The organism is Steroidobacter flavus, assembly GCF_042651805.1.
Lineage (GTDB): Bacteria > Pseudomonadota > Gammaproteobacteria > Steroidobacterales > Steroidobacteraceae > Steroidobacter > Steroidobacter flavus.
Window position 1 is genome coordinate 48493 of sequence record NZ_JBHSDU010000015.1, and the last position, 19024, is coordinate 67516.

Below are 19024 nucleotides of genomic sequence, written 5' to 3' on the forward strand. Positions count from 1 at the left end.
CTCATGACTCTGAGAGTTCTGCCTAAAGCGCCGCGAGTTCACCATCTCAATGCTCGTCCAGACCAAAGACGGTCACCATGCTCGTTGACATGCTTGATTTCACTAAAGGAAATTGCCTCCGATCGATCAGTGTCGCTTGTTCCACTATTGGAATCACCTAGCTCGGTGCCTCAACCTCACTACTTCGATTTCAGCTTGAATGAATAGAGGGTGTCACCGGATGCAACCAGGACATATTGCTCTCCGTCCAACAAGTACGTTTGCGGAGCGTTTGTTACTTTTTGTAGACGGGCGTTCCAAAGTGGTGTGCCGCTTCCCGGATCACGGGCCACCAGGTTGCCATCCGCGTCACCAGCGAAGAGCAGCTTTCCAGCAGTCGTTAGAATACCGCTGGACAACGAGCCGGCAGACGAGTACTTGACGCTCCATGCCGTTGTGCCAGTCTTCGGACTGATTGCTTTCAGGTAGTAGTCACCATCCACTGCAACCTCGGATTTTCCCTGCAATGAGTTTGCGCCACCAGCATCCGAGCTCGTTGAGTAATACATCGCCCAGGACTCGGCTGCAGACACAAAGAGCAGCTCGTAGTCTGGACTGTAGCTCGCAGGGTACCAGTTTGCGGCGCCTTGGTTTGCCGGAGACACCAACGCCCCTGAGATGTGATGATCCTTCGCCGGAATTCGAATCGGCTGCCCGTGTGCATTCAAGTCAGGGTAAGCCCAGTTCGCCGACGATGAAAACTTACTCGTCAGCAAGTTCTCACCGGTGATCCGATCCATCACAAAGAAGTATCCGTTTCGCGCCGCTGCCATCACGACTTTGCGCACCCGACCTTTGATAGAGATATCTGCCAAGACTGGTGTCAGGCCGGCATCCCAATCATGAGTATCATTCGGCGAGAGTTGGTAATGCCAAACTCGCCTTCCAGTGCTCACATCTACTGCGATAATCGAACAGGTGTACAGTGCGTCGCCATTGCCACGCTGGTCAGCCATGTAAGCCGGCGTTGGGTTTCCGGTGCCGTAGATATAAAGGTTAGTATCCGCATCATACGAGCCCGGAATCCAGACCATCCCGCCGCCGTGTCGCGCGGCATCCAAGTCCTTCCAAGTTCTGAGACCGGGATCCTCAGCGTCCATCGGGACGCTGTAGTGCGTCCATTGCAGATCACCGGTCGCCGCGTCATAGGACTTCAGGAAGCCAGGAGCATTCAGAAGATTCGCGGTTCCGACGAGCACACGGTTTCCAACTACGATTGGAGCAGGTGAAGACGAGAAGTACTGTTGTTCGAAGCTAGCAATTTCTACTTGCCAGCGTTTTTCACCCGTGCGCGAATCAATGGAGACGAGATAGTTATCGGGTGTGGCTAGATAGAGAAAGTGACCCCACATTCCTAGTCCCCGATTGCCTAGCCGCATTGCGCCGCGTGTCTTCCAATTGAAGTGCCACAAAACGTCACCCGTGCGTGCATCTATCGCCCAGGCGTTGTCAGGAGAGGACGCATATAACACACCGTCGACCTGAAGAATCGAGCCTCGAACATCGGCGAGTGCGGTTGTGTTCGACGACGTCTGCTTACCATCGCCTGCAATTATTACAGGATGTGGTCCTCGGTCGTCCGGCCCCGCAGTCAATCTCGTTGTCCACGCCAATGTCAGGTGGTTTACGTTGGACTGGTTGATCTTTTTCAGCGAGCTGTATCGACGGCCACTATAGTCCCCAGAATAAGTCGGCCAACTGCCTGGTACGGGATTCAGAATGGCGTCCGGTGTTAGACCGGAATTGCGGCTTGTATCGTCCAGCAGAGCCTGCTCCTTGACTAACTCCGCTTCCTTGCGGGTGCTACCGCGGATGGCTGGCGGCGTTGGCGATGGTTGCGTCAGCGTCTGCAGGTACGCTGTTACGTCATGTATGTCACGATCGCTGTAAGTCGGCAGCAGCTCTTTGTGTCTTGCTAACGGGTCTCTCACGGAAATTCGGAAATTTTCTGCAGATCGATGAAATACTAGTTGTCTGTTCGCGCCCACGCGCAGCACAACACGAAACTCGTCGGAGCGTACGACTTGGCCTTCGATAGATTGACCATCAGCCATAGTCACGCTGGCGATTACCGGTGTAGAACGCTGTGGCATCAACCATCGCTGCTGTAATCGCTTAGGGTCTGAGTACTTTGCGGCAATGCCACTCAAATCTGCAGAAGTCGAATGGCAGTCAGCACAATGACGCTCAAAGTAGTTGGCACCGGCCGCGGCGCTCCCGGTAACGATCGAGGTTGAAGTTCCCCCCTCCGCTGCACCGCCACTGGTAACGTCGAAGCTATGCAGGAACTCAGCAATATCCGCGATTTCATTCGCTTTTAGCGGGAACGATGGCATCACGGTGTTGGGTACGCCCCTGAGTACGACCCTTGCAATCGCCTCCCCTTGCCTGTCTCGCATCACCAGTTGCGAGCGCAGAAGACTTGGACCGCCGTTGCCGCCGCGAATATCATTACCATGGCAGAACGCGCAACCTAAGCTGGTGTAAAGAGCGCGCCCCCGTTCCGATGCTGCACCATCGACCTTCCTCGTAGGGTATGCGGGCTCGCATCTTTCAAACAATTGAACCAGTTGGTCCGGTGTGGCGCTTCGGACCATGCTTTGGACCCACTCCGAGCCGAAATCGCCAAAGTCACGCGAGAGTCTATCCTTACACTTTGCCTCCACCTGCTCTGGAGTCGGCACATCTTGGTTTGAGCCGAGCTCGGCAGCTCCTGATAAAGACAGGGTCGAGCTAGCTAAGATAGTTCCAAGGAGCAACGACATTCCTGCGGAACTCTGCATCCTTTCCACGCCCTCATATGCTGACATTCGAACGCCGCCTGAACTCTTGTGCATCATCTAGGTCGCGGCGAAGAACTGCGAACACACAGTCAAAATGGCGTAAGCCGATCCGCGCTTCTGATCGATTTTTTTCTGCTTATCTTTTGGATAGAGCACCTCAAGAACCGCGACGGCCCCTGGCGAGAAGTTGCGAAGCGATGGCGATGAGCACCACGACTTCACTAACGGTTTCCGCCAAAGCCGTCGCAACCGGGCTCCTCGTGATCTCAGATCACAGGCACTCGGATAGCATCATCTATAGAACCACGTCGGAGGAATTTCGGACGGCGAAGTTAGAAGATGGCACCGTGATCACGCTCGGCGCGGAATCGGAGCTGCGCGTGGAGTACACCGCGCACGCTCGCACCGTGCGGCTGCTCGCAGGCGAAGCCCTATTCAAAGTCTCCAGCGATCAGGCGCGCCCCTTCGTCGTGTCGACATTTCTGATTGACGTCGTGCATGGCACGAACTTCGGTGTGACAGTCGGCACCACCGTGACCGTGGCCGCGCATGAAGCTCAGGTCACGCTCTTGAAGCAAAGATCCGAGCGCGAGGCCGGGGGACGCGTGGTGGCGGCGGAGGAATCGTATCGCGTGCCGATCGGCGGCACCATGCCGTCAGTCTCGACGACGCTGGCTGCCCCGATGTCACTCACCCCAATAGTTGAGGCGCATCCGGTGTACGCACCTCATCGACGTAGCACGTGGAGTTCCATGCCGCGCTCGATTGCAGCCACAAAAATGCGTCGGCGCACACTGCTGCGAGCTCGCAGGCATCGCCCGCGCTTGCCATCCGTGCAGCCGCGGGTGCCGGTTTGCATCCCGAGCCCCCAATCTTTCCGACGTTGGCATCCGATCGCGTGCCACTCGCCCACGCGCCTCGCCATTCATCTCGCCGTGAATGGCCCGACCACGATCAGCTGCCAATTCCTTCACACACTCACGCCATTGGGGAACCGCCATCGACACTCGAAACGATTTCAGCAGTTCGCCCGCCCCCACGCCGCGGTTGCAGCCCATCGACTACGGCGCGACGTACGCCGATCTCATTCTGTTCCTGCGATCGCTCACTCCGGCGCGCCCCCTTCCGGTCTCGACGCGTGCGCCTCGAGCACTGCCATCCGCCTCGATCTTGAGGCCTATCGAAGCGTCGCTCGCAAGTATCACGCGCGTTTGAAATTGGAGGAGCTGGATCCGACGACCCACGATCTTCGTCCCTTGACGCTGACCGGCATGTTCATCGAGCAAGTTGGCCGCGAGTGCGCCGAATTCATGCCGCGCGTCTTCGAGTTGTCCAAAGAGCTCCAACCAGTTGCGCCTCGCCGGCGAACTCCAAGGCGATGAAGTGGACGATGAGACGCTCCAGCAATATCGCCGCGCTTACGTCCAACAGCAGCCTCAAGCGGTACTCGAGATATTGAGCGATCCGGCTTTTGATAGCGTGGTCATTCTCGGGGGTCCCGGTTCCGGCAAGTCGACGCTGCTGCCGTTCGTGTTGCTCAGCTGGGTCGACGCCGCCGACTCGACCGCCGCTCGGCCTCCTCATCAAAGGACGACGAAACCTGAGACCGATCGATCCTCACTGGAAGACGTGGCTGCACATTCGAATCTCCTTGCGGTGGCCGTACCTGCGGGTATCGATGCCAAGGGGTTGATCGTCATTGGGAGAAACGAGAGACAACGTGCAACCGGGGGCCATCGGTCCTTCGAGGGCGGTCTGCGTCTCGAGAGGCGGCACAGCAGACTTGGACAGACAGTCCGTTCCTATGGGGTCTGTGAAGAATGGCTGGTGTCTCACCCACCTCGCCGCCGCGGGTCCGACGATGCCATCGCGCCAGTGCGATGCATCGATTCCTGCAGAATTGTTGGATACTCGGTCGCTCCGCGCTTTTCTCGAAAAGAAAAACTCAGGAAATTCCGCTGGGCGGTGGCTCAGATTCTGTGCCCTTCATACCGACCTGCGAGGTGCGTCGGGAACGACGCGGTGAGAGCGTCGTTGACACTGGCTCCTCAGCAACGACTGAGATCGATCCCCCCTGAGCGATGATCGACTCATAGCGTGCCAGCAGTCGATCGATTGCTCGGGCGAGTTTTGGATCCGCCTCACGCAGCAATTGCAATTGCGCAAGCTTCGTTTCTGACGAACCCTTCGAACTGATGATTTTTTCCACCAGCTCGATCGCGCGGCTGACATTCTGTAACTCCACCCCCGTGGCACGCGCCCTCGTCCTCGCGGCCTCGGCCGACACCTTCTGTGCCCGCGCCTGCATTTGAGCCACTTTGGCGGCGGCTGCCCGCGTTCCACCCCATAGCCCAAAGCTCAGCAGTTGCTTGGTGAATGCGGCAAAACGACGCCAAATTGACGGCTGCCCCGCATCCTGCGGCGCTCGTGATTGAACACGCACCACCACCGAAGGCGTCTCGTTCGTCTCCTGCGTCATCGACGCTTCTCCGACGCGCGATCGAACTGCAGCCCCGCTCCCCCCAATGAGAGGTAGATCTCATTGAGACAGTCGAGGAAGTCATCAACCTCAGTGGCCGAGGCGGCACCGGGGCGAATCTCCAGCCTCAGCACACCGCATCTCGTGTCCTCGCCTCGAGTTGCTTGCGCCCGAGCCCTGAGGCGGCGGTCCCTGAGCGTTTCACGAGCAGGCCGCAGTACGGCGTCCTCGTCCAGCTCGGGCGATTCTAAATCCTCTGAGAGGTACTCGATTAACTTGGCACGGGCTCTACGCCTGAGCGTGTCAACCCGTGCGACCGGTATCCCTAGGCGCTCGGCAATCTCCTCCGAACTCAAACCCGTCAGATGCAACATCAGTACACCTTGCATCGTGATGGAGAGCTTCTGCAGACTCGCGCTGACCCGCTCACGCAAGAGCTCTGTGTCGGCCAATTGCGCCGGATCCGCAACCTCCGCCTCGAGGGTTGCCTTCACGGACGGAGGGGGGCGCCGTTGACTGCGAGAATAGTCGACGGCCCACTTCCGCAGGTAACGGAGACGATCAGCAACGTCATCTCGCGAGATGTTGAGCAACTGCTTCGTGATGAAGGTGTGCAAGACCTCTTCACAGTCTTCGGCCTGCGAGATCTCGCCTCGCAAGCTGTCTTTCAGTCTCTTGTGGTGTCTCTGATACAGCTCCGCTAGGTCCCGGCGCCTCATCAAAAACGATCGCTGACTCGTTTTGCGGATCATTCACGCCACTCATAGCTCAGACGCCAAGATCAGCCCCTGTGCTAGATAAGACACGGACAGCAGATCGATTGACCCCATCGGATGGGCCCCGAGCGATGCACCGCCAAAAGGTACGCCGCTACCGTCGATAGAGATCGGGAAACGTCGCGGTACCTGCATCAGGCAAATGCTCGTAGCGAGCAGTGGCACGCGCGTCGTCATAGGGGCGAGCTGGCCTTACGTTCCTCGACCGTACGCAGGGATACGTAGCGCGTGTCTCGATAGCCCTGCACGCTCGAGCCGTTGATACTGTGAATCTGCTTGCAATGACACCCAGTGACCTCTTTCGATTCGCGAGCGGTTTGCCTCGCGTGCGGCCCGAGCGTTTCACCCACCCGAGCGCCAGGGGTCGGATGTTTCGTGCGTGCCCGAATGGGTTGAAACGATGAGCGATTCGAAATGGAAGACCTCACTGCTCGAGAGCAGTCTGCCTCTGGAACATTCCGTAGCGGCGACCCTGGCGCGCTCGACCTGGGATGTTCAGGGCCAATATAGCTATGTGCGCGCCAATGAGTCTGGAACGAACGTGGATTTCTCGGCCGACCTGCACGCGTGCCAGCATTTCTCGACGACGACGCACTGGCTCGCGACCCTGGACCTGCTCGTCGAGTGCAAATATGCCTCCCCGGGCATCAAATGGATCTTTCTGCCGTATCCCGATGGAGCGGTGAGCTCTTGCGTCCCCGGTCTCGTGAAGATCATCGATCACGGCGCCAACGAGCGCGTCGTGGAGCGCAGCGCGCTTGACGCATTGGAGAGCGAGCTTGCCTACTGCATTCGAGGCATCGCCCTGCATGAGGCAGGTTTCGATGAAAGCGCAATCGCCCGCGGCGCAGCCGTAGCTTCGCTACGCGATGCCCCACCTCGTTGGGCGCAGGCTCTCCCACCACCTCTTGGATTGGTACGACGAAGACGTTTGCGTGACGTTTACCTGCGCGGTGCTCGTCACGACGGCGCCTCTGTATCGGCTGAAGCAGGGCCTCACGCCCGAGCAGGTCCACGCAGCGAGCGACCTCGAAGACGTAGCCGTCGCCTGTGACGCCGTCATCCTGTGGGAACCGAGCACGCCCGAGCTCATCGAGCACGCAACCGCGATCTACCACCGGCTGCCCGCGCAGGCGCTCGCATCGCGCATCGAGCGCTATTCGGCGGTCTTCGAGCCGCCGACCTGGTATCGATACCGACTCTTCCCCTCCGATGCCTCGAAGCGATGCGCAACTGTGGCAATCACGTCCTGGTGATCAACCACCAGCGATTGGAATCGGTGCTGCAAACCCTGTCACGCGCCACCGCAGAGGCGGTCGCCGGCATCGAGAAGATCGCGGAGATTCATTACGATCGAACGATCGGTGAGCTCGTGATCGCGCCGCTCGATGCAACCCTTGCGCGCGCCTGGGGCCCGATCGAGATTCACGTGTGAACCGTTACGCATCCACGAACACGAACGCATACCTCGTCTGCGGGACGATGAGCGTCGGTGCATAGAAGGCCTGCCCCTTCCAATGCTTCTCCGTGCGCCCCGCTTGCTTTCGAAGTAGCAGGATGGGTCGGCCCGGATAGCGCGCTTTCAATTTCGTCATCGCCGTGCCGTGCGCAAAGCCACTTCGCTCCTGCGCCACCTGGGATACGTCATAGCCTTCCTCACCGCGCCGACCACGACGAACGTTGATGATGCCGGAGGTGATGGCGACAGGCAGCGCCTTCATCGCCTCGAGCAATTGCTGGATGCGCTCATCCCCCCAGGTGCGATGGGGAACGCGCTCGGAGGGCATGAGCTCGAGGATCCTCGCCATCTCATCGATCGGAATCTCGTAGTACACATCGGGATCGATGAAGGGCGCCAAGCGTGCTTCCAATTTGCGCAGCAGCGGCTTCACCTTGGCGGGCGCATGAATCAGGTTGGGCGGCCAGATCGTGACCCCACTCACGACGGCACGCAGGTCCGCCGGATTGAGCACGTTCGCGCGCGTGGGTCGCAGCTTCGGCCCCACCCACACCGGCTTCACATCGAGCGTTCCTTCGCGCTCGAGCAACTGCCGCGTTCCCTCATCGGAGCTGTGAATGTCCTTTAGCGCACTGACGATGTGCTCGGGCGAGTACAGCCGGGTGATCGGCAGCAGCGCCTTGCGGTAACCGAACATGCGCGCGTGCTGATGGACGGTATCCATCATCTTCGTCTTCGCATCTCGCGCATAGTAAGTAACCGCGAGGCCCTCGATCGTGACGCCGCGCCCCAAGCGATTGCCACCGATCAGAAAGTTTCGGCCCGGGCGATACTCGGGCTTCTGATTGGGGTTGTCCGCATCGATGATCTGCGGCTCGGCGTTGCGCAAGCTGCTGTGCAGTCGACTCACGATCGCAGAGAGCGGCGGCAACTTCGCGCTGGTTCGCTGCAACTCCTCGTAAGCCTCGTGCATCTGCGACTCCGCGAACTTGCGATCGTGGGCGGCGAGCTTCGAGCGCAGCGCCTTGTCGAGCCACATCAGATAGCGCCTCAACACGCTCTCGACGGCCTTGTGACTGATCTTCTTGTGATCGATGTGGATCAACATCGAGAGCACTTCCTTGCGCCCGTGTTCGAGCTCACGAAGGGCCGTGGCCGTCACGAAGAAACACACCGCGCGACGCAGGCCCGCCGGCATCTCAGAGGCGTCATTCGGGTCCACTTTGCCCGAACGCAGCCCTTCGATCTCGCTGCCATCGACGTGCACGATGTACTTCGACTCGCCCTCGAAGAACGTCTCACCGCCGACGTAACCCTCACCGGGCTCGACCATCACGACCCACGCGGGACGCAAGGGATGGTCGATCGCCTGCAGCAGCAAGCTCTGGGGCGTCGCCGTGATCTGCACGAACACGTGATTCGGCATCTGTGCGCGGATCTTTCCGATCAGCGCAAAAATCGCACTTGGCTCCGTCGTCCTGCCGCTCGCCATCCGGGCCGTGTTGGTGTTCAAGCTCGCGTTGTCGGCCTCATCATCGAGCACCATCCCAGGCACCTGATCCGCCCCCAGGCACTTCAGCACTCGCGCGAGGTTCTCGAGATTCTTCGTATTCTTGGTCGACACCAGCACGATGCCCGTGTCTTCGAGATAGGGTTGCACCGAGCGTACAAAATCCTCTGGATCGTGGCGCCAGTCCTCCCAACTGCGCACGATCGGTCCGTCGCCTGCGCCCAATTGCAAACGAAAGCGTTCGACCGTTTGCCGCCCGAGCCACGTGTTATCCGAGGTCAAGATCACGAAGCAGCGAAACCCGTTGCCGCTTGCGAGCGCCACCGTGACGATCGAGGCGTTTGTTTTCCCGCTCTGTACCCGTCCGTTCATGAGTCCGGTGTTGCCGCGCGGTGCCCCTGCTCCCCGAAACCGCCGCGACACCCGCCCCGTCCCGCGGGCACCTACGTCGTTGCCACCAAACACCCGTTGATAGGACTTGATGGCGTTGAGCACGACTTGCGTCGCGCTCTGGCGGGTGCGCTGCGCATCGGCCGCGGACGTGGTTGCGTGCAGGGTCTCCATGATGGCGGTAAAGCACGCGCCGTGAAGATTCAACGTGCCAGCCGATGCACTGAGATCTGATTTTTGAAGCATTCTGTTTCCTCCATCTCGTGCGCACGCACCGATCCGCGTGGCTATCCTTCGTTCTGCGCACTTGCGCTGAGCACGCAAGACGCTCGAGCTCGATGCGCTCGATCCGACGATGCCTCGTCATTGGCGAGCGCAATCGACACGCATCATGGATACGTGTTCACAACGACGCCGCGCACCGATGTGCGTCGCATCGCCACGCCGGCGGGACCATCGAATCGTGAGTCGCCTCGAAGGTTGATTGGGTCTGTGGCGAACGACATTGCGCGCGAGCTCTTCTCATTGCGCGCCCGTCGTCCTGCATCTGCGACCGCGGCATCCTCTCTTGCAGGGAGAAGACCGGGTCACTCAGCGAGCCGGCCCACCTCATCTCTCGCGTGCAAGGTCACAGATAGGTTCAACCCTGTCGATGAGTTGGCAGATCGGCGCCTGCAAGCGGGTCGCAAGACGCGTCCTTGCCGAGTCTGATTGCGCGCCGTCACCCCCTGGGCTCGATTCACGTCAACGCACACGGCGCGATCCCGCCTTGAGGGTGACACGAACGAGCCCGCCCGCCGTTCGGCTTGCAGCCTACGGCGCACTCATGCATTCAGTCGATGCCCTGCGCCGGATCAACTCCCGCAGGGCGATCGGCAAAGAGCTGAAACCGCTCGTAGGTGGGCGCAGGCGTGCGAGCGTCTATCGCGATCCGGCGCGGCTCGAAGGTGAGCCAGGCGATCGCCCCCGTGAGGATCCACGCCGTGATCCTCACCCGCTCGCCCGCTGCCACCATCACCGCCTCGGCGAGTCGCTCCTCGGTTCGATTCGAGGGAAACGAGCACGGAAAGTCTCTGCGCACCCGAAACCAACCCTTCCAATAGAGGATCGTTTGGGCCTGCGCCTTGCTTGGATGCTCGTAGCGCCGGACTTTGTTGATCCGACGCAGTTGATCCTCCAGCACCTGCCGATCGGCGCGGTGACACTCGGCCAATATCCGCTCGAAAAACGCGAGCTCCAAGGGATCCAAGAGCCTGCGAACTTTCATGGGCACCTCGACGCTCACTCATCTTCCAACAGTGCTTCGTACCGACACGATGACTCGCATGAAACGCAGTTCATCGGGCTCACAGCGAAGCCCCCATGGAGCTCCTCTGGCACGTGGGGCATGCGTTCCTAAAGGACGGACCGCTCATCGAGCCACGCATGCACGTCCACCGAACACGAGTCGAGGCGCTAGAGCAGGCCAAAGAGTTCCTGACAGAAGCGCTCGCCGCTCGCCGCGAGGTCCCCCTCGAGCGGCAGGCCCATCGTGCACAGGCGGATGCCGGTCGCAAGTGTCGTCACGTTCGTCGGGCGCGACGTCGGATAGACGAGGATGGCGAGTTTCGCGCCCGTGTAGGTCGCGTAGGCCACCACTTGATTCACATCCTCACTCGCCGAATGCGGGTCTCGGGTGTACTTCGCATCGATCACCGCGAGCGGCCGCTCGGTGTGCGCATCGGCGATGAGCGCATCGATCTTGTAGGGCTTGAAGGCACCGCCGAGCTCCACCGGTCGCTGTCGGTGCAAAACGAAGTCCGAAGGCAGCTGCGCTCGAATCGTGGCCACGACATAGTCTTGGAAGAGCGACCACATGGTGAGCTTGAAGGGCACGAACTGGTACTCACCGACCGCAAGGCGCGGGCCCATGGCTTCCAGGAAGAAACGCGCGAGCGCATGCAGGATCCGATAATCCTCATTGAGGCGGTTGTAGCTGCGAGCGCGACAATCGGCGGCGGTGCATTCGGTGAGACTCACGGTGCCGAGCAGCGCCCGTCGCGCGGCGCGCACGCGCTCCAAGGCCGCCGCCGTTCGAAGTCCCACGCGGGCGATGCGATCGAGCGCCCAGAGAATCACCTGATTGTCGAGAATGTCCGGGGTGGTCGTCTCATAGGTACACGCAACACGCACGTCGCCGCGCGCACGTAGCCGCAGGGTCGAGGCCACCTCGAGCCGCCCGCGCACGACGTACGCGCGCTCGGCATGCCCGACATACTGCGAATACAGTCCCTTGCGCACGCGGGCAATCACGCGCTCGGCGAACTCACGTGCCACGAAATCGAACATCTGCTCGATCGTGCCGAGCGAGCCCACCCCGGGCTGTTTGCCGATGAACTCGAGGCCACGAACCGCCGCGAGCATGGCAAACACATTGCCGATCGGCACCTTGGGCTTGATTCGCAGCAGTAGCTCGTTCGAGATGGGCACGAGCCCAGCGATGCGCTCGGCACGAACGATGTACTTGCGCCCATTCAGCGGATTCGGGAACTCCACCTTACATTGCGGGGTCTTCGAGATCGCAACCGCGCTCGCCTCCGAAAGCTCGTGCTCGGAATAGCGCTGCGGCCGATCTTCCTCGAGATCGAGCGTCTGCACTTTCGCGCTCACGCCGTGGGATCCACCCAGGCCGCAAGCTCGGAGGCGGCGAGCCTCGCCCATCGATATTCATCAATCCGCGCCGGCTGGTCGAAGAAATACTCCTCGAGATACGGCTCGATCTCCCCTTCCCAGATGTGCTGGAGCGACTCCCGCCGCTCGAGCGCGGCGCCTAGGAAGAAGGAGGTGCCGAGCTGATAGTTCTTATCGCCAATCGAGGCATTCAGCTTGCGCAAGACCTCGATGAGCGAGGACGCCGGCAGCCCGTGAGCGAGCAGGTGTTTCTGCAACACCTCATAGTCGGGCCCCAAGAAGACGAAACTGAATCTGCGCCGGATCGCGTGATCGACCAGCGCGATCGAGCGGTCGGCAGTGTTCATCGTGCCAATGAGGAAGACGTTGCTCGGGATCGAGAACGGCTTGCCGCCTTGTGACAACTCGATCGATTGATCGCGGTATTCGAGCAAATACAGCAGCTCCCCGAAGATGCGGGAGAGATTGCCCCGATTCATCTCATCGATGATCAGCACGAAGGTCTGCGTCGGTTGCTTGCGCGCGGCGGTGCAGAACTTCAAGAACCGCCCGTCCTGCAATTCGTAGGTGACCGAACCTGCAACGAGCTGCGCTCGGATGCCTTGCACGAAATCCTCGTAACTGTACGAGGGATGGAACTGAACGATGTCGACGAGCCCGGCAGATTCGGCCGCGAGTAACTTTGCGAGTCGCTTCGCAATGAACGTCTTTCCGGTACCAGGCGGGCCTTGGAAGACCAGATGTTTCTTACGTTGCAAGCGGGTCAACCAGCCCTGCAACACGGCCTCATCGACGCCCGTCTCGGCAGCACAGCTTCCAAGGGAAACGGCGCCGCGCTCGATGATTTCCCCGGCGACGGCAGACTCTACCGGCACGAGCTGCAGCGCCGGGAAGGCGGCCGCGATCGGCTCGGGGGTCACGGTTCGAACATCGTAGATCAGCGCCTGAATCGCCGCCGGCTTCACATCACTCGCCGAGATCCCGATCGCGCGGAACTCGCCGTCAACGACGAGTTCGTTCGCCGCCTTCTGCGCGCCGCCTGCGAGCTTCTCAGGCACGAAGATGATCGCATGCACCGGTTTTCCAGGCAGATTGCGCACCTCGCCAATGCGATTCTTGAGGTTCTTGGCATCCGAGGTGTACTTCATCGCGGCAGGTCTCCAGCCGGTTACCGCGGAGAGTTTCTGTTCGAGCGGTTTGTACTTGTTCGATGAAGTACTACTGAAGTTGAAGTGCTCGAAGTATCTCTCGAAGAGCCTCCGGAACTCCGCCGGATCGTCCGTTTCGGCGAGCAAACTTCCCGTTCCGCCGTCAACCCCAGTCCCAGCCACATCGTCTGCGCTCTGCTCTGGGGTGGCTGCATTTGCCTCGGGTTCCGAGGCCTCGGCATTGGGTTCTGTCATCCGTTTCGTCGCCTTTTCAATGTGGACCTTCCGATATGGAGGTCATTCCTCATGCGTCAGCTGGATTCCTGCCGCTCGTCGCTTGCCTCTCGAGGCGAACGCCGGCGCACTCAGCCGAGCAGCCGCCGAATCTGCTTCACCAGGTGAACCGGATCGCCTGTTTCACACTGCCACACGATGAGTACCCGATAGCCCAGTTCGCGCAAGGCGCCCACCGCCGCGCGGTCGCGCTGCCGATTGCGGCCGAACTTGGCGAGCCAGAAACGTCGGTTGGTCCGAGGCGTCGTCGCCTTCGGACACCCCGCGTGTCGATGCCAGTAACATCCATGCACGAAGATTGCGATGTGACGGGTCCGGTTCGCAAGGTCCGGGGAACCCGGCAGATCTGGGTTTCGGGTCGTATAGCGAAGTCCCGCAAGACGCGCCGCGTGACGGACCGCGAGTTCCGGGGCGGTTCCGCGTTGGCGAACCTGGGCCATGCGCCGGGAGTGGGTGTCCGTGGTGAGCAATCGCCGCGCCCCCGACAGACGTCGCTCGACTCGCTTGAATGCTTGTGAGGCCATGTGCGGAAGGTCGCCCAACCGACGCGTGACCTAAGGCGGCGCAGCAGCAGCAACGCGCCTGCGCTGCGTCTTTCTCGGCGCGATCGGCTGGGCTTGCATGTGATCCAAATGGACCTGCAGCGTCTCCAAGAATCCCTTCGGAAACTTGAGCTTCGCAATTTTCGTGCGCGATAGAAATCCCGCGGTGGCCTTCACCGACAACGGATTCGGGGGACTGCGCAGAAACTGCGACAGCGAATGATAACGAAGCCGCACGGGCCACTCCGATGCCGACACGGCGACGCGCCCGGATCCCAGGTTCCAGGCCGCCGTCGGCCAATAGCGATGACCCGACAGAGGAATCGTGTCGAAGGTACGAGGCACCCCTGGCCGTGCCAGCCGCCGCCCCAGCCACGCCGCCGCCGGCACGCTGACTGCATTGCCGACGAGCTTCCATCGTGCGCCCTTCTTCGCGACCGTTTCGGCAGGCTTCGTCCAATCCTTGGGAAATCCCTGCAGCCGCTCCGCATCGCAAATGTGCGGGGTCACGACGCGACCGTCTTCCAGAACGATCGCAGGAGGCGATGGAATGCCAATCGTCGATCCGCCCTTCAAGGTGGGAATCGCATCGACCGCCCAGCCCAAACCGCGAATCCCTTCGGTCCAATAAAAACCACAAGCGACCGGGTGCCCATTCACCTTGGGCTCTTCGACCTCACCGGCCTCGTCCGCAAACAACACGGTGCGCGGGTCACCCACATTGGATGCCAGAAAATAGACGCGACGCCGTCGCTGCGGCAGGCCGAACGCGCGCGCATCGACCACCCGGTAGGCCCAGCGATAGCCGAGTTCTTCGAAGGCGGAGGTGATGACGTGCATGGCCTCGCCCCGTGCGAGCTGCAGCATGAAAGGCACGTTCTCGAGCAACACCCAGGGCGTGCGATGCTGCTCCACCAATCGGAAGACTTCGCCCACGAGCCCCGAGCGCGCCCCCGCGATGCCCGTGGTGGTCCCGGCCTGCGAGAGATCTTGGCAAGGAAAGCCCGCGGCCAGCAACGACACCCCTTCCGGCAACGCTTTGAGCTCGCGCACGTCGCGATGCAGGGGCACCTCGGGAAATCGTGCTCGCAACACCGCGGTGGCGGCGGAATCGTTTTCACACAGCAGCGCCGTGTGGTGACCCGCTCGGCTCAAGCCCCGCTCGATGCCACCAATGCCTGCGAACAGGCCCGCCACGAGATGTTTCTGACCTTTCAGGGCCGGCGTCATCGTCGGCTCGGCCGCCATGACGATCGACAACTGTTGTGAGAGTTCACCTCGGGCCGAACGAGCACTCACCGCGCGCTTCTTCGTCGTACGCTTCTTTTTCACGGTCACTGTGGGCCCGACCCCTGCGCGAACAACGGCCATTGGTCAGCAACATATTTTTCCGCCGCTTCGCGCACGACCCACGCAAGCGACACCTTCTTCGCCGCGGCGATCCGTTCGAGTTCGAGGTACACCTCGGCGGGAAAGCTAATGGATGCCCGCATTGTTTTCGGCTCACCATCACGAGGCGAGCGGGCTTTGGGAGTTTCGATCATCTTAAGTCGATCCAAGATGGCTTACACCACATTACACCATACTGGTGCAGGGCGCCACCGTCCCACCCGCCTGCAGCATAACCAGACTTCAAGAGCCGAACCGGATCCGTGGAAACTCGGATGCCGGCGGTAACCCACGTCGGACCAACTACGTGCTTGGCGCTGCCCCCGAAGAATTGCCGGCGCGAGATGCGATGATCGACATATCCTGATGTATCTTTCTCCACCGGACGAAGGGTGAGCCAAGCCGCAAGGGCTTCACACGCGTCTTTGATCGAGCAGCACACAGGAGGCCTTGCCGAAGCGCTTTGCCCGATCGTTGAGAGCTATCAACGCTCGGAATTCTTGAGTAACTGCAATGTCTTACAAACGATATTAAACATCCACCCAAGCGCGGTGGACGAGAGACAAATCTAAACAGTCGTTTCGCACTCACCCCTAAGCAAGAGGACATTGCATGGGAGAAAAGGATTCAGCGGAGAGCCTAGACATCGCTCAGCGATGGTGCCGTGCGCGCGGCGAGGCATGGCGAGTTCTTGACGAAGTCGGCAGGGGCGGAACAGCCCCCGTTTATACGGTCGCCTCTCCCGATGGAGAACTCGCGCTCAAAATCTACGACGAAAAGTTTTCAACCGGGGATCTGGGCCGCGTGGAAGCGGCCAGAGTCGAGCGACAGGTCGCCCTAGGGCGCCACGCGTGCCCGACGTTAGTGCAGGTGTTTGATGGCGGCAGGTTTGAGTCACGCCTCTTCGTCCTCATGAATCGCGCCCCCGGGATGGAGCTCGAGAAAGTCCTCCGGGACGTGCCGCGCAATAAAATTCGCGGCATCGTGGATCAAGTTGCAAGTGCCGTTCTTTTTCTGCGCCAACACGACCTTTGCCATCGAGATGTAAAGAGCGCAAATGTATTCGTGACACCTGATTTTTCGCAGGCAACCCTGCTGGATGTGTCGGTTACTCGGGATATTCACGACCCAGTCGGCATTGGAACTGACCACGAGGGGCAGCTGCCGGTGGTCGCAACTGCACGGTACTCCCCTCCGGAGTACCTTTTCAGACTGCTAGAGCCGAGTGAGGAGCTCTGGCACGCTCTTGATGTGTACCAGCTAGGGGCGCTGCTGTATGACTTGATCGCACGCGAACCCCTCTTCGAAGCGGAGTATCGCGCAAGTAAAGAGAATCGATACCGCTTCGCCTGGGCGGTCGCCACGGTTCACCCTGAGTTAATAGCGCACGATGTAGATGACGATCTAATTTTTCTCGCGCGGCGCGCGCTCGACAAGGATTGGCGACGCAGGTCCGCCATTGCGCTTCACGACTTCCTAGCGGACGCAGAAAGCAACCGCAAACGAGCAATGGCAACGCTCGGGTTAGGCACGGCGCTGACCATCGGGGAACGGACTCTAGGGCCGACGCGAGCAATGTTGCGGTCGCAGCTTCAGATCCTCGTGGCGACCGTCGAAGACCGGACGCGTGAACATCTGCAAAAGCTTGGAATTACAGCGAAACACACCGACCTTCCAGGCCCCGTTGATCTCTCGAAATCTCTCCGTTTCGCATGGAAGGCAGATCCCGCTGGCTCGCCGGAAACCCAGTTCGACGTTTGCGTGCGAGTGATCGAAGACTCAGCCGGAATATCATTTGCATGCTCAACAGAATTGGCCGCCGTGATTTCCGGTACGCGGCGCCAGGCGACGATCGAACTACCGCAGGTGCGAGAATCTGCCGCGGCGGCAGTTGAGCTCGGCGAGCTGTGTGAAGCCGCGCTGCCTGAGCTCGCTCGCATGATCACCCAAGCAAATCCGAGTGGAGAATAAGAATGTCGCTGTGGTGGACGAGACGCGAGGACCTCGACGGACAGCAAGTCGCCCTGATCGAAGATCTGGCACTTCACGAGGACTTCCTGATATTGGGACCTCCTGGATCAGGCAAGACGAATGTACTACTTCGACGAGCGCAGTTCGTACGCATGCAAGACATGCCGAGTGTCCTGGTACTGACGTTCACGCGCCCGCTCGTCGAGTTCGTTCGGACTGGCTGCGTAGATGATCAGAATCGAGAAATCTTCCCTCGAAGCTGCGTGCTCACCCTAGAGTCGTGGATTAGAGACCTTTATGAACAGCATGACGAAGAGTTACCCCAGGAGCCGGCGGGACAGGATGCATTCAAGCGTCGGAAGGAGGCGTTGGCGCAGGGCGCGCTCAAATTTAAAGCGCAGGGAAGGCTTCCGAAGTACGATGCTCTCTTCGTCGACGAAGTTCAGGACTTGTACGAGCCGGAGTTAAAACTGCTGCGTCAGTGGTCAGACGTTCTATTCCTCGCAGGAGACGCCCGCCAGCAGATCTTTGACGGCCCCACAGGTATGGCTGAGGCACACCGCATCGTACCGGCCGGAAACCGAAAGACACTCAGCTTCCATTATCGGCTAGCCCCAGAGATCTGCAAAATGGCAGACAAGTTGTTAAACGCTACGGGGGCGGACAGCCTGAAGTCGACGTCCCATTACAAAGGCCCAAAACCGGGCAGAATCGATGTGAATGGACCGATGAACAGGGATGCTCAGTTGGCCCAATGCGCAGAGAAGCTGAAGGCACAAATTCGCGTCTACGGTGATCTCATCAGGCAAGGTGATCGGCTGGGCGTGATCGTGTCTCGCAAAGACGACCGCGAGGCTGTGTGGCAGTATCTCGAACGCGATCCAGAGCTTGCCGGCAAGTCCAAGATCATTCGGGCGAATGACGGAACGGCTGACGATAGAGAGTATGACCCCGCATTCGATCCAGACCACCCGATCAGCATCCTGACGCTAAAAGGATGCAAGGGAATCGAGTTTCGAGCCATGCACTGGCTGTTCTGTGAGCGAGACAGCCATCATCACACCCTAGAGCTCTACTACACGATGATTACCCGCGCGAAAACGAGCATCGACATTACCTACGATGGCCAACTGCCGCAGGCGATTGCGCGTAGTCACTCGTCCTCGGGAAAAACACTGTGGCAATGAAACCTAGGTACTTCATCAGCGTGGTAGATGAGCGCGGATTCAACGAGTTGGCTGCTGGCAGTCGTCCAGCGCCGGGCCACAAATGGGATGCGTTTGCACGAAGTGTGCACACCGCTTCATACGGGGACATGCAGGTCGTATGGAAGGCTGAGGGGAAAGATGATTTCGCGCAACCCCTAGTGCTCATCTGTCGGCCGGAAGACCATCGACGGCTATTTAGCAGGTTTGCTCAACTTCGTAGTGACTTATCTCCGCTTACTTCATGGTGTCATTTACTCAGCCCTGCCCAATTTCAAGCGGTCGAGCCGACTACCTGTTATGCCAACCTAGGCGGCTGGGAAGCAGCATGGTCTGGTTTGGTAGTCGCGGAGGCTCTTTTGAGAGCAG

Annotated in this window: 15 protein-coding genes; 5 read left to right on the forward strand and 10 right to left on the reverse strand. The window is 60.0% G+C overall.

Going from position 1 to position 19024, the window contains the following annotated elements:
- Nucleotides 1–179: 179 nt before the first annotated feature.
- Nucleotides 180–2822, reverse strand: coding sequence for an outer membrane protein assembly factor BamB family protein (locus ACFPN2_RS28155; protein ID WP_380602924.1), 2643 nt, complete (start codon nt 2820–2822; stop codon nt 180–182).
- Nucleotides 2823–3025: 203 nt separating this feature from the next.
- Between ACFPN2_RS28155 and ACFPN2_RS28160 the strand changes: the two genes are divergently transcribed.
- The gene (locus ACFPN2_RS28160) at nt 3026–4204 is read left to right on the forward strand and encodes a FecR domain-containing protein (RefSeq protein WP_380602926.1); all 1179 of its coding nucleotides are present in this window, start codon (nt 3026–3028) and stop codon (nt 4202–4204) included.
- A gap of 563 nt (nt 4205–4767) precedes the next feature.
- Here the strand turns inward: ACFPN2_RS28160 and ACFPN2_RS28165 are convergent.
- On the reverse strand, nt 4768–5301 hold the full coding sequence (locus ACFPN2_RS28165) for a hypothetical protein (RefSeq protein ID WP_380602928.1): 534 nt from the start codon (nt 5299–5301) through the stop codon (nt 4768–4770).
- On the reverse strand, nt 5298–6053 hold the full coding sequence (locus ACFPN2_RS28170) for an RNA polymerase sigma factor (protein ID WP_380602930.1): 756 nt from the start codon (nt 6051–6053) through the stop codon (nt 5298–5300). The genes ACFPN2_RS28165 and ACFPN2_RS28170 overlap by 4 nt, the downstream gene beginning before the upstream one ends.
- Before the next feature lie 959 nt (nt 6054–7012).
- Here ACFPN2_RS28170 and ACFPN2_RS28175 point away from each other — a divergent pair.
- Together ACFPN2_RS28175 and ACFPN2_RS28180 are read left to right on the forward strand one after the other, a co-directional pair.
- A complete protein-coding gene (locus ACFPN2_RS28175) occupies nt 7013–7333 on the forward strand; it encodes a hypothetical protein (protein ID WP_380602932.1) in 321 nt (106 codons plus the stop codon).
- Nucleotides 7330–7512 (forward strand): hypothetical protein, encoded by a 183-nt coding sequence (locus ACFPN2_RS28180; protein WP_380602934.1) that lies wholly within the window; start codon nt 7330–7332, stop codon nt 7510–7512. The genes ACFPN2_RS28175 and ACFPN2_RS28180 overlap by 4 nt, the downstream gene beginning before the upstream one ends.
- 4 nt (nt 7513–7516) lie before the next feature.
- Here ACFPN2_RS28180 and ACFPN2_RS28185 read toward each other — a convergent pair whose 3' ends face one another.
- The 7 genes from ACFPN2_RS28185 to ACFPN2_RS28215 form a co-directional block, all read right to left on the reverse strand.
- Entirely contained in the window at nt 7517–9682 is a 2166-nt protein-coding gene (locus ACFPN2_RS28185) for a Z1 domain-containing protein (RefSeq protein ID WP_380602935.1), read from the reverse strand.
- 586 nt (nt 9683–10268) lie between these two features.
- Nucleotides 10269–10721, reverse strand: a complete 453-nt coding sequence (locus tag ACFPN2_RS28190) for a hypothetical protein (RefSeq protein ID WP_380602937.1) — start codon at nt 10719–10721, stop codon at nt 10269–10271.
- 170 nt (nt 10722–10891) lie between these two features.
- Nucleotides 10892–12085, reverse strand: coding sequence for an McrC family protein (locus tag ACFPN2_RS28195; protein ID WP_380602939.1), 1194 nt, complete (start codon nt 12083–12085; stop codon nt 10892–10894).
- Nucleotides 12082–13401: an McrB family protein gene (locus ACFPN2_RS28200; protein ID WP_380602941.1), complete on the reverse strand. Its 1320-nt coding sequence runs from the start codon at nt 13399–13401 to the stop codon at nt 12082–12084. The genes ACFPN2_RS28195 and ACFPN2_RS28200 overlap by 4 nt, the downstream gene beginning before the upstream one ends.
- 218 nt (nt 13402–13619) lie before the next feature.
- Nucleotides 13620–14018, reverse strand: a complete 399-nt coding sequence (locus ACFPN2_RS28205) for a very short patch repair endonuclease (protein WP_380602943.1) — start codon at nt 14016–14018, stop codon at nt 13620–13622.
- Between the two features lie 84 nt (nt 14019–14102).
- Nucleotides 14103–15320 carry a DNA cytosine methyltransferase gene (locus ACFPN2_RS28210; RefSeq protein ID WP_380606658.1) on the reverse strand — a complete coding sequence of 406 codons (1218 nt, stop codon included), beginning with the start codon at nt 15318–15320 and terminating at the stop codon, nt 14103–14105.
- Between the two features lie 104 nt (nt 15321–15424).
- The gene (locus tag ACFPN2_RS28215) at nt 15425–15634 is read right to left on the reverse strand and encodes a ribbon-helix-helix domain-containing protein (protein ID WP_380602945.1); all 210 of its coding nucleotides are present in this window, start codon (nt 15632–15634) and stop codon (nt 15425–15427) included.
- A 457-nt stretch (nt 15635–16091) separates the two neighbouring features.
- Here ACFPN2_RS28215 and ACFPN2_RS28220 point away from each other — a divergent pair, with 457 nt between their 5' ends.
- Nucleotides 16092–17450, forward strand: coding sequence for a serine/threonine protein kinase (locus ACFPN2_RS28220; RefSeq protein ID WP_380602947.1), 1359 nt, complete (start codon nt 16092–16094; stop codon nt 17448–17450).
- A 2-nt stretch (nt 17451–17452) separates the two neighbouring features.
- Nucleotides 17453–18637: an AAA family ATPase gene (locus tag ACFPN2_RS28225; protein WP_380602949.1), complete on the forward strand. Its 1185-nt coding sequence runs from the start codon at nt 17453–17455 to the stop codon at nt 18635–18637.
- The last annotated feature ends 387 nt before the right edge of the window (nt 18638–19024 follow it).

Coding starts and splice junctions, on each gene's coding strand:
- ACFPN2_RS28155 (WP_380602924.1), bottom strand. CDS start 2,822: ATGCAGAGTTCCGCAGGAATGTCGTTGCTCCTTGGAACTATCTTAGCT.
- ACFPN2_RS28160 (WP_380602926.1), top strand. CDS start 3,026: ATGAGCACCACGACTTCACTAACGGTTTCCGCCAAAGCCGTCGCAACC.
- ACFPN2_RS28165 (WP_380602928.1), bottom strand. CDS start 5,301: ATGACGCAGGAGACGAACGAGACGCCTTCGGTGGTGGTGCGTGTTCAA.
- ACFPN2_RS28170 (WP_380602930.1), bottom strand. CDS start 6,053: ATGATCCGCAAAACGAGTCAGCGATCGTTTTTGATGAGGCGCCGGGAC.
- ACFPN2_RS28185 (WP_380602935.1), bottom strand. CDS start 9,682: ATGCTTCAAAAATCAGATCTCAGTGCATCGGCTGGCACGTTGAATCTT.
- ACFPN2_RS28210 (WP_380606658.1), bottom strand. CDS start 15,320: ATGACGCCGGCCCTGAAAGGTCAGAAACATCTCGTGGCGGGCCTGTTC.
- ACFPN2_RS28215 (WP_380602945.1), bottom strand. CDS start 15,634: ATGATCGAAACTCCCAAAGCCCGCTCGCCTCGTGATGGTGAGCCGAAA.
- ACFPN2_RS28220 (WP_380602947.1), top strand. CDS start 16,092: ATGGGAGAAAAGGATTCAGCGGAGAGCCTAGACATCGCTCAGCGATGG.
- ACFPN2_RS28225 (WP_380602949.1), top strand. CDS start 17,453: ATGTCGCTGTGGTGGACGAGACGCGAGGACCTCGACGGACAGCAAGTC.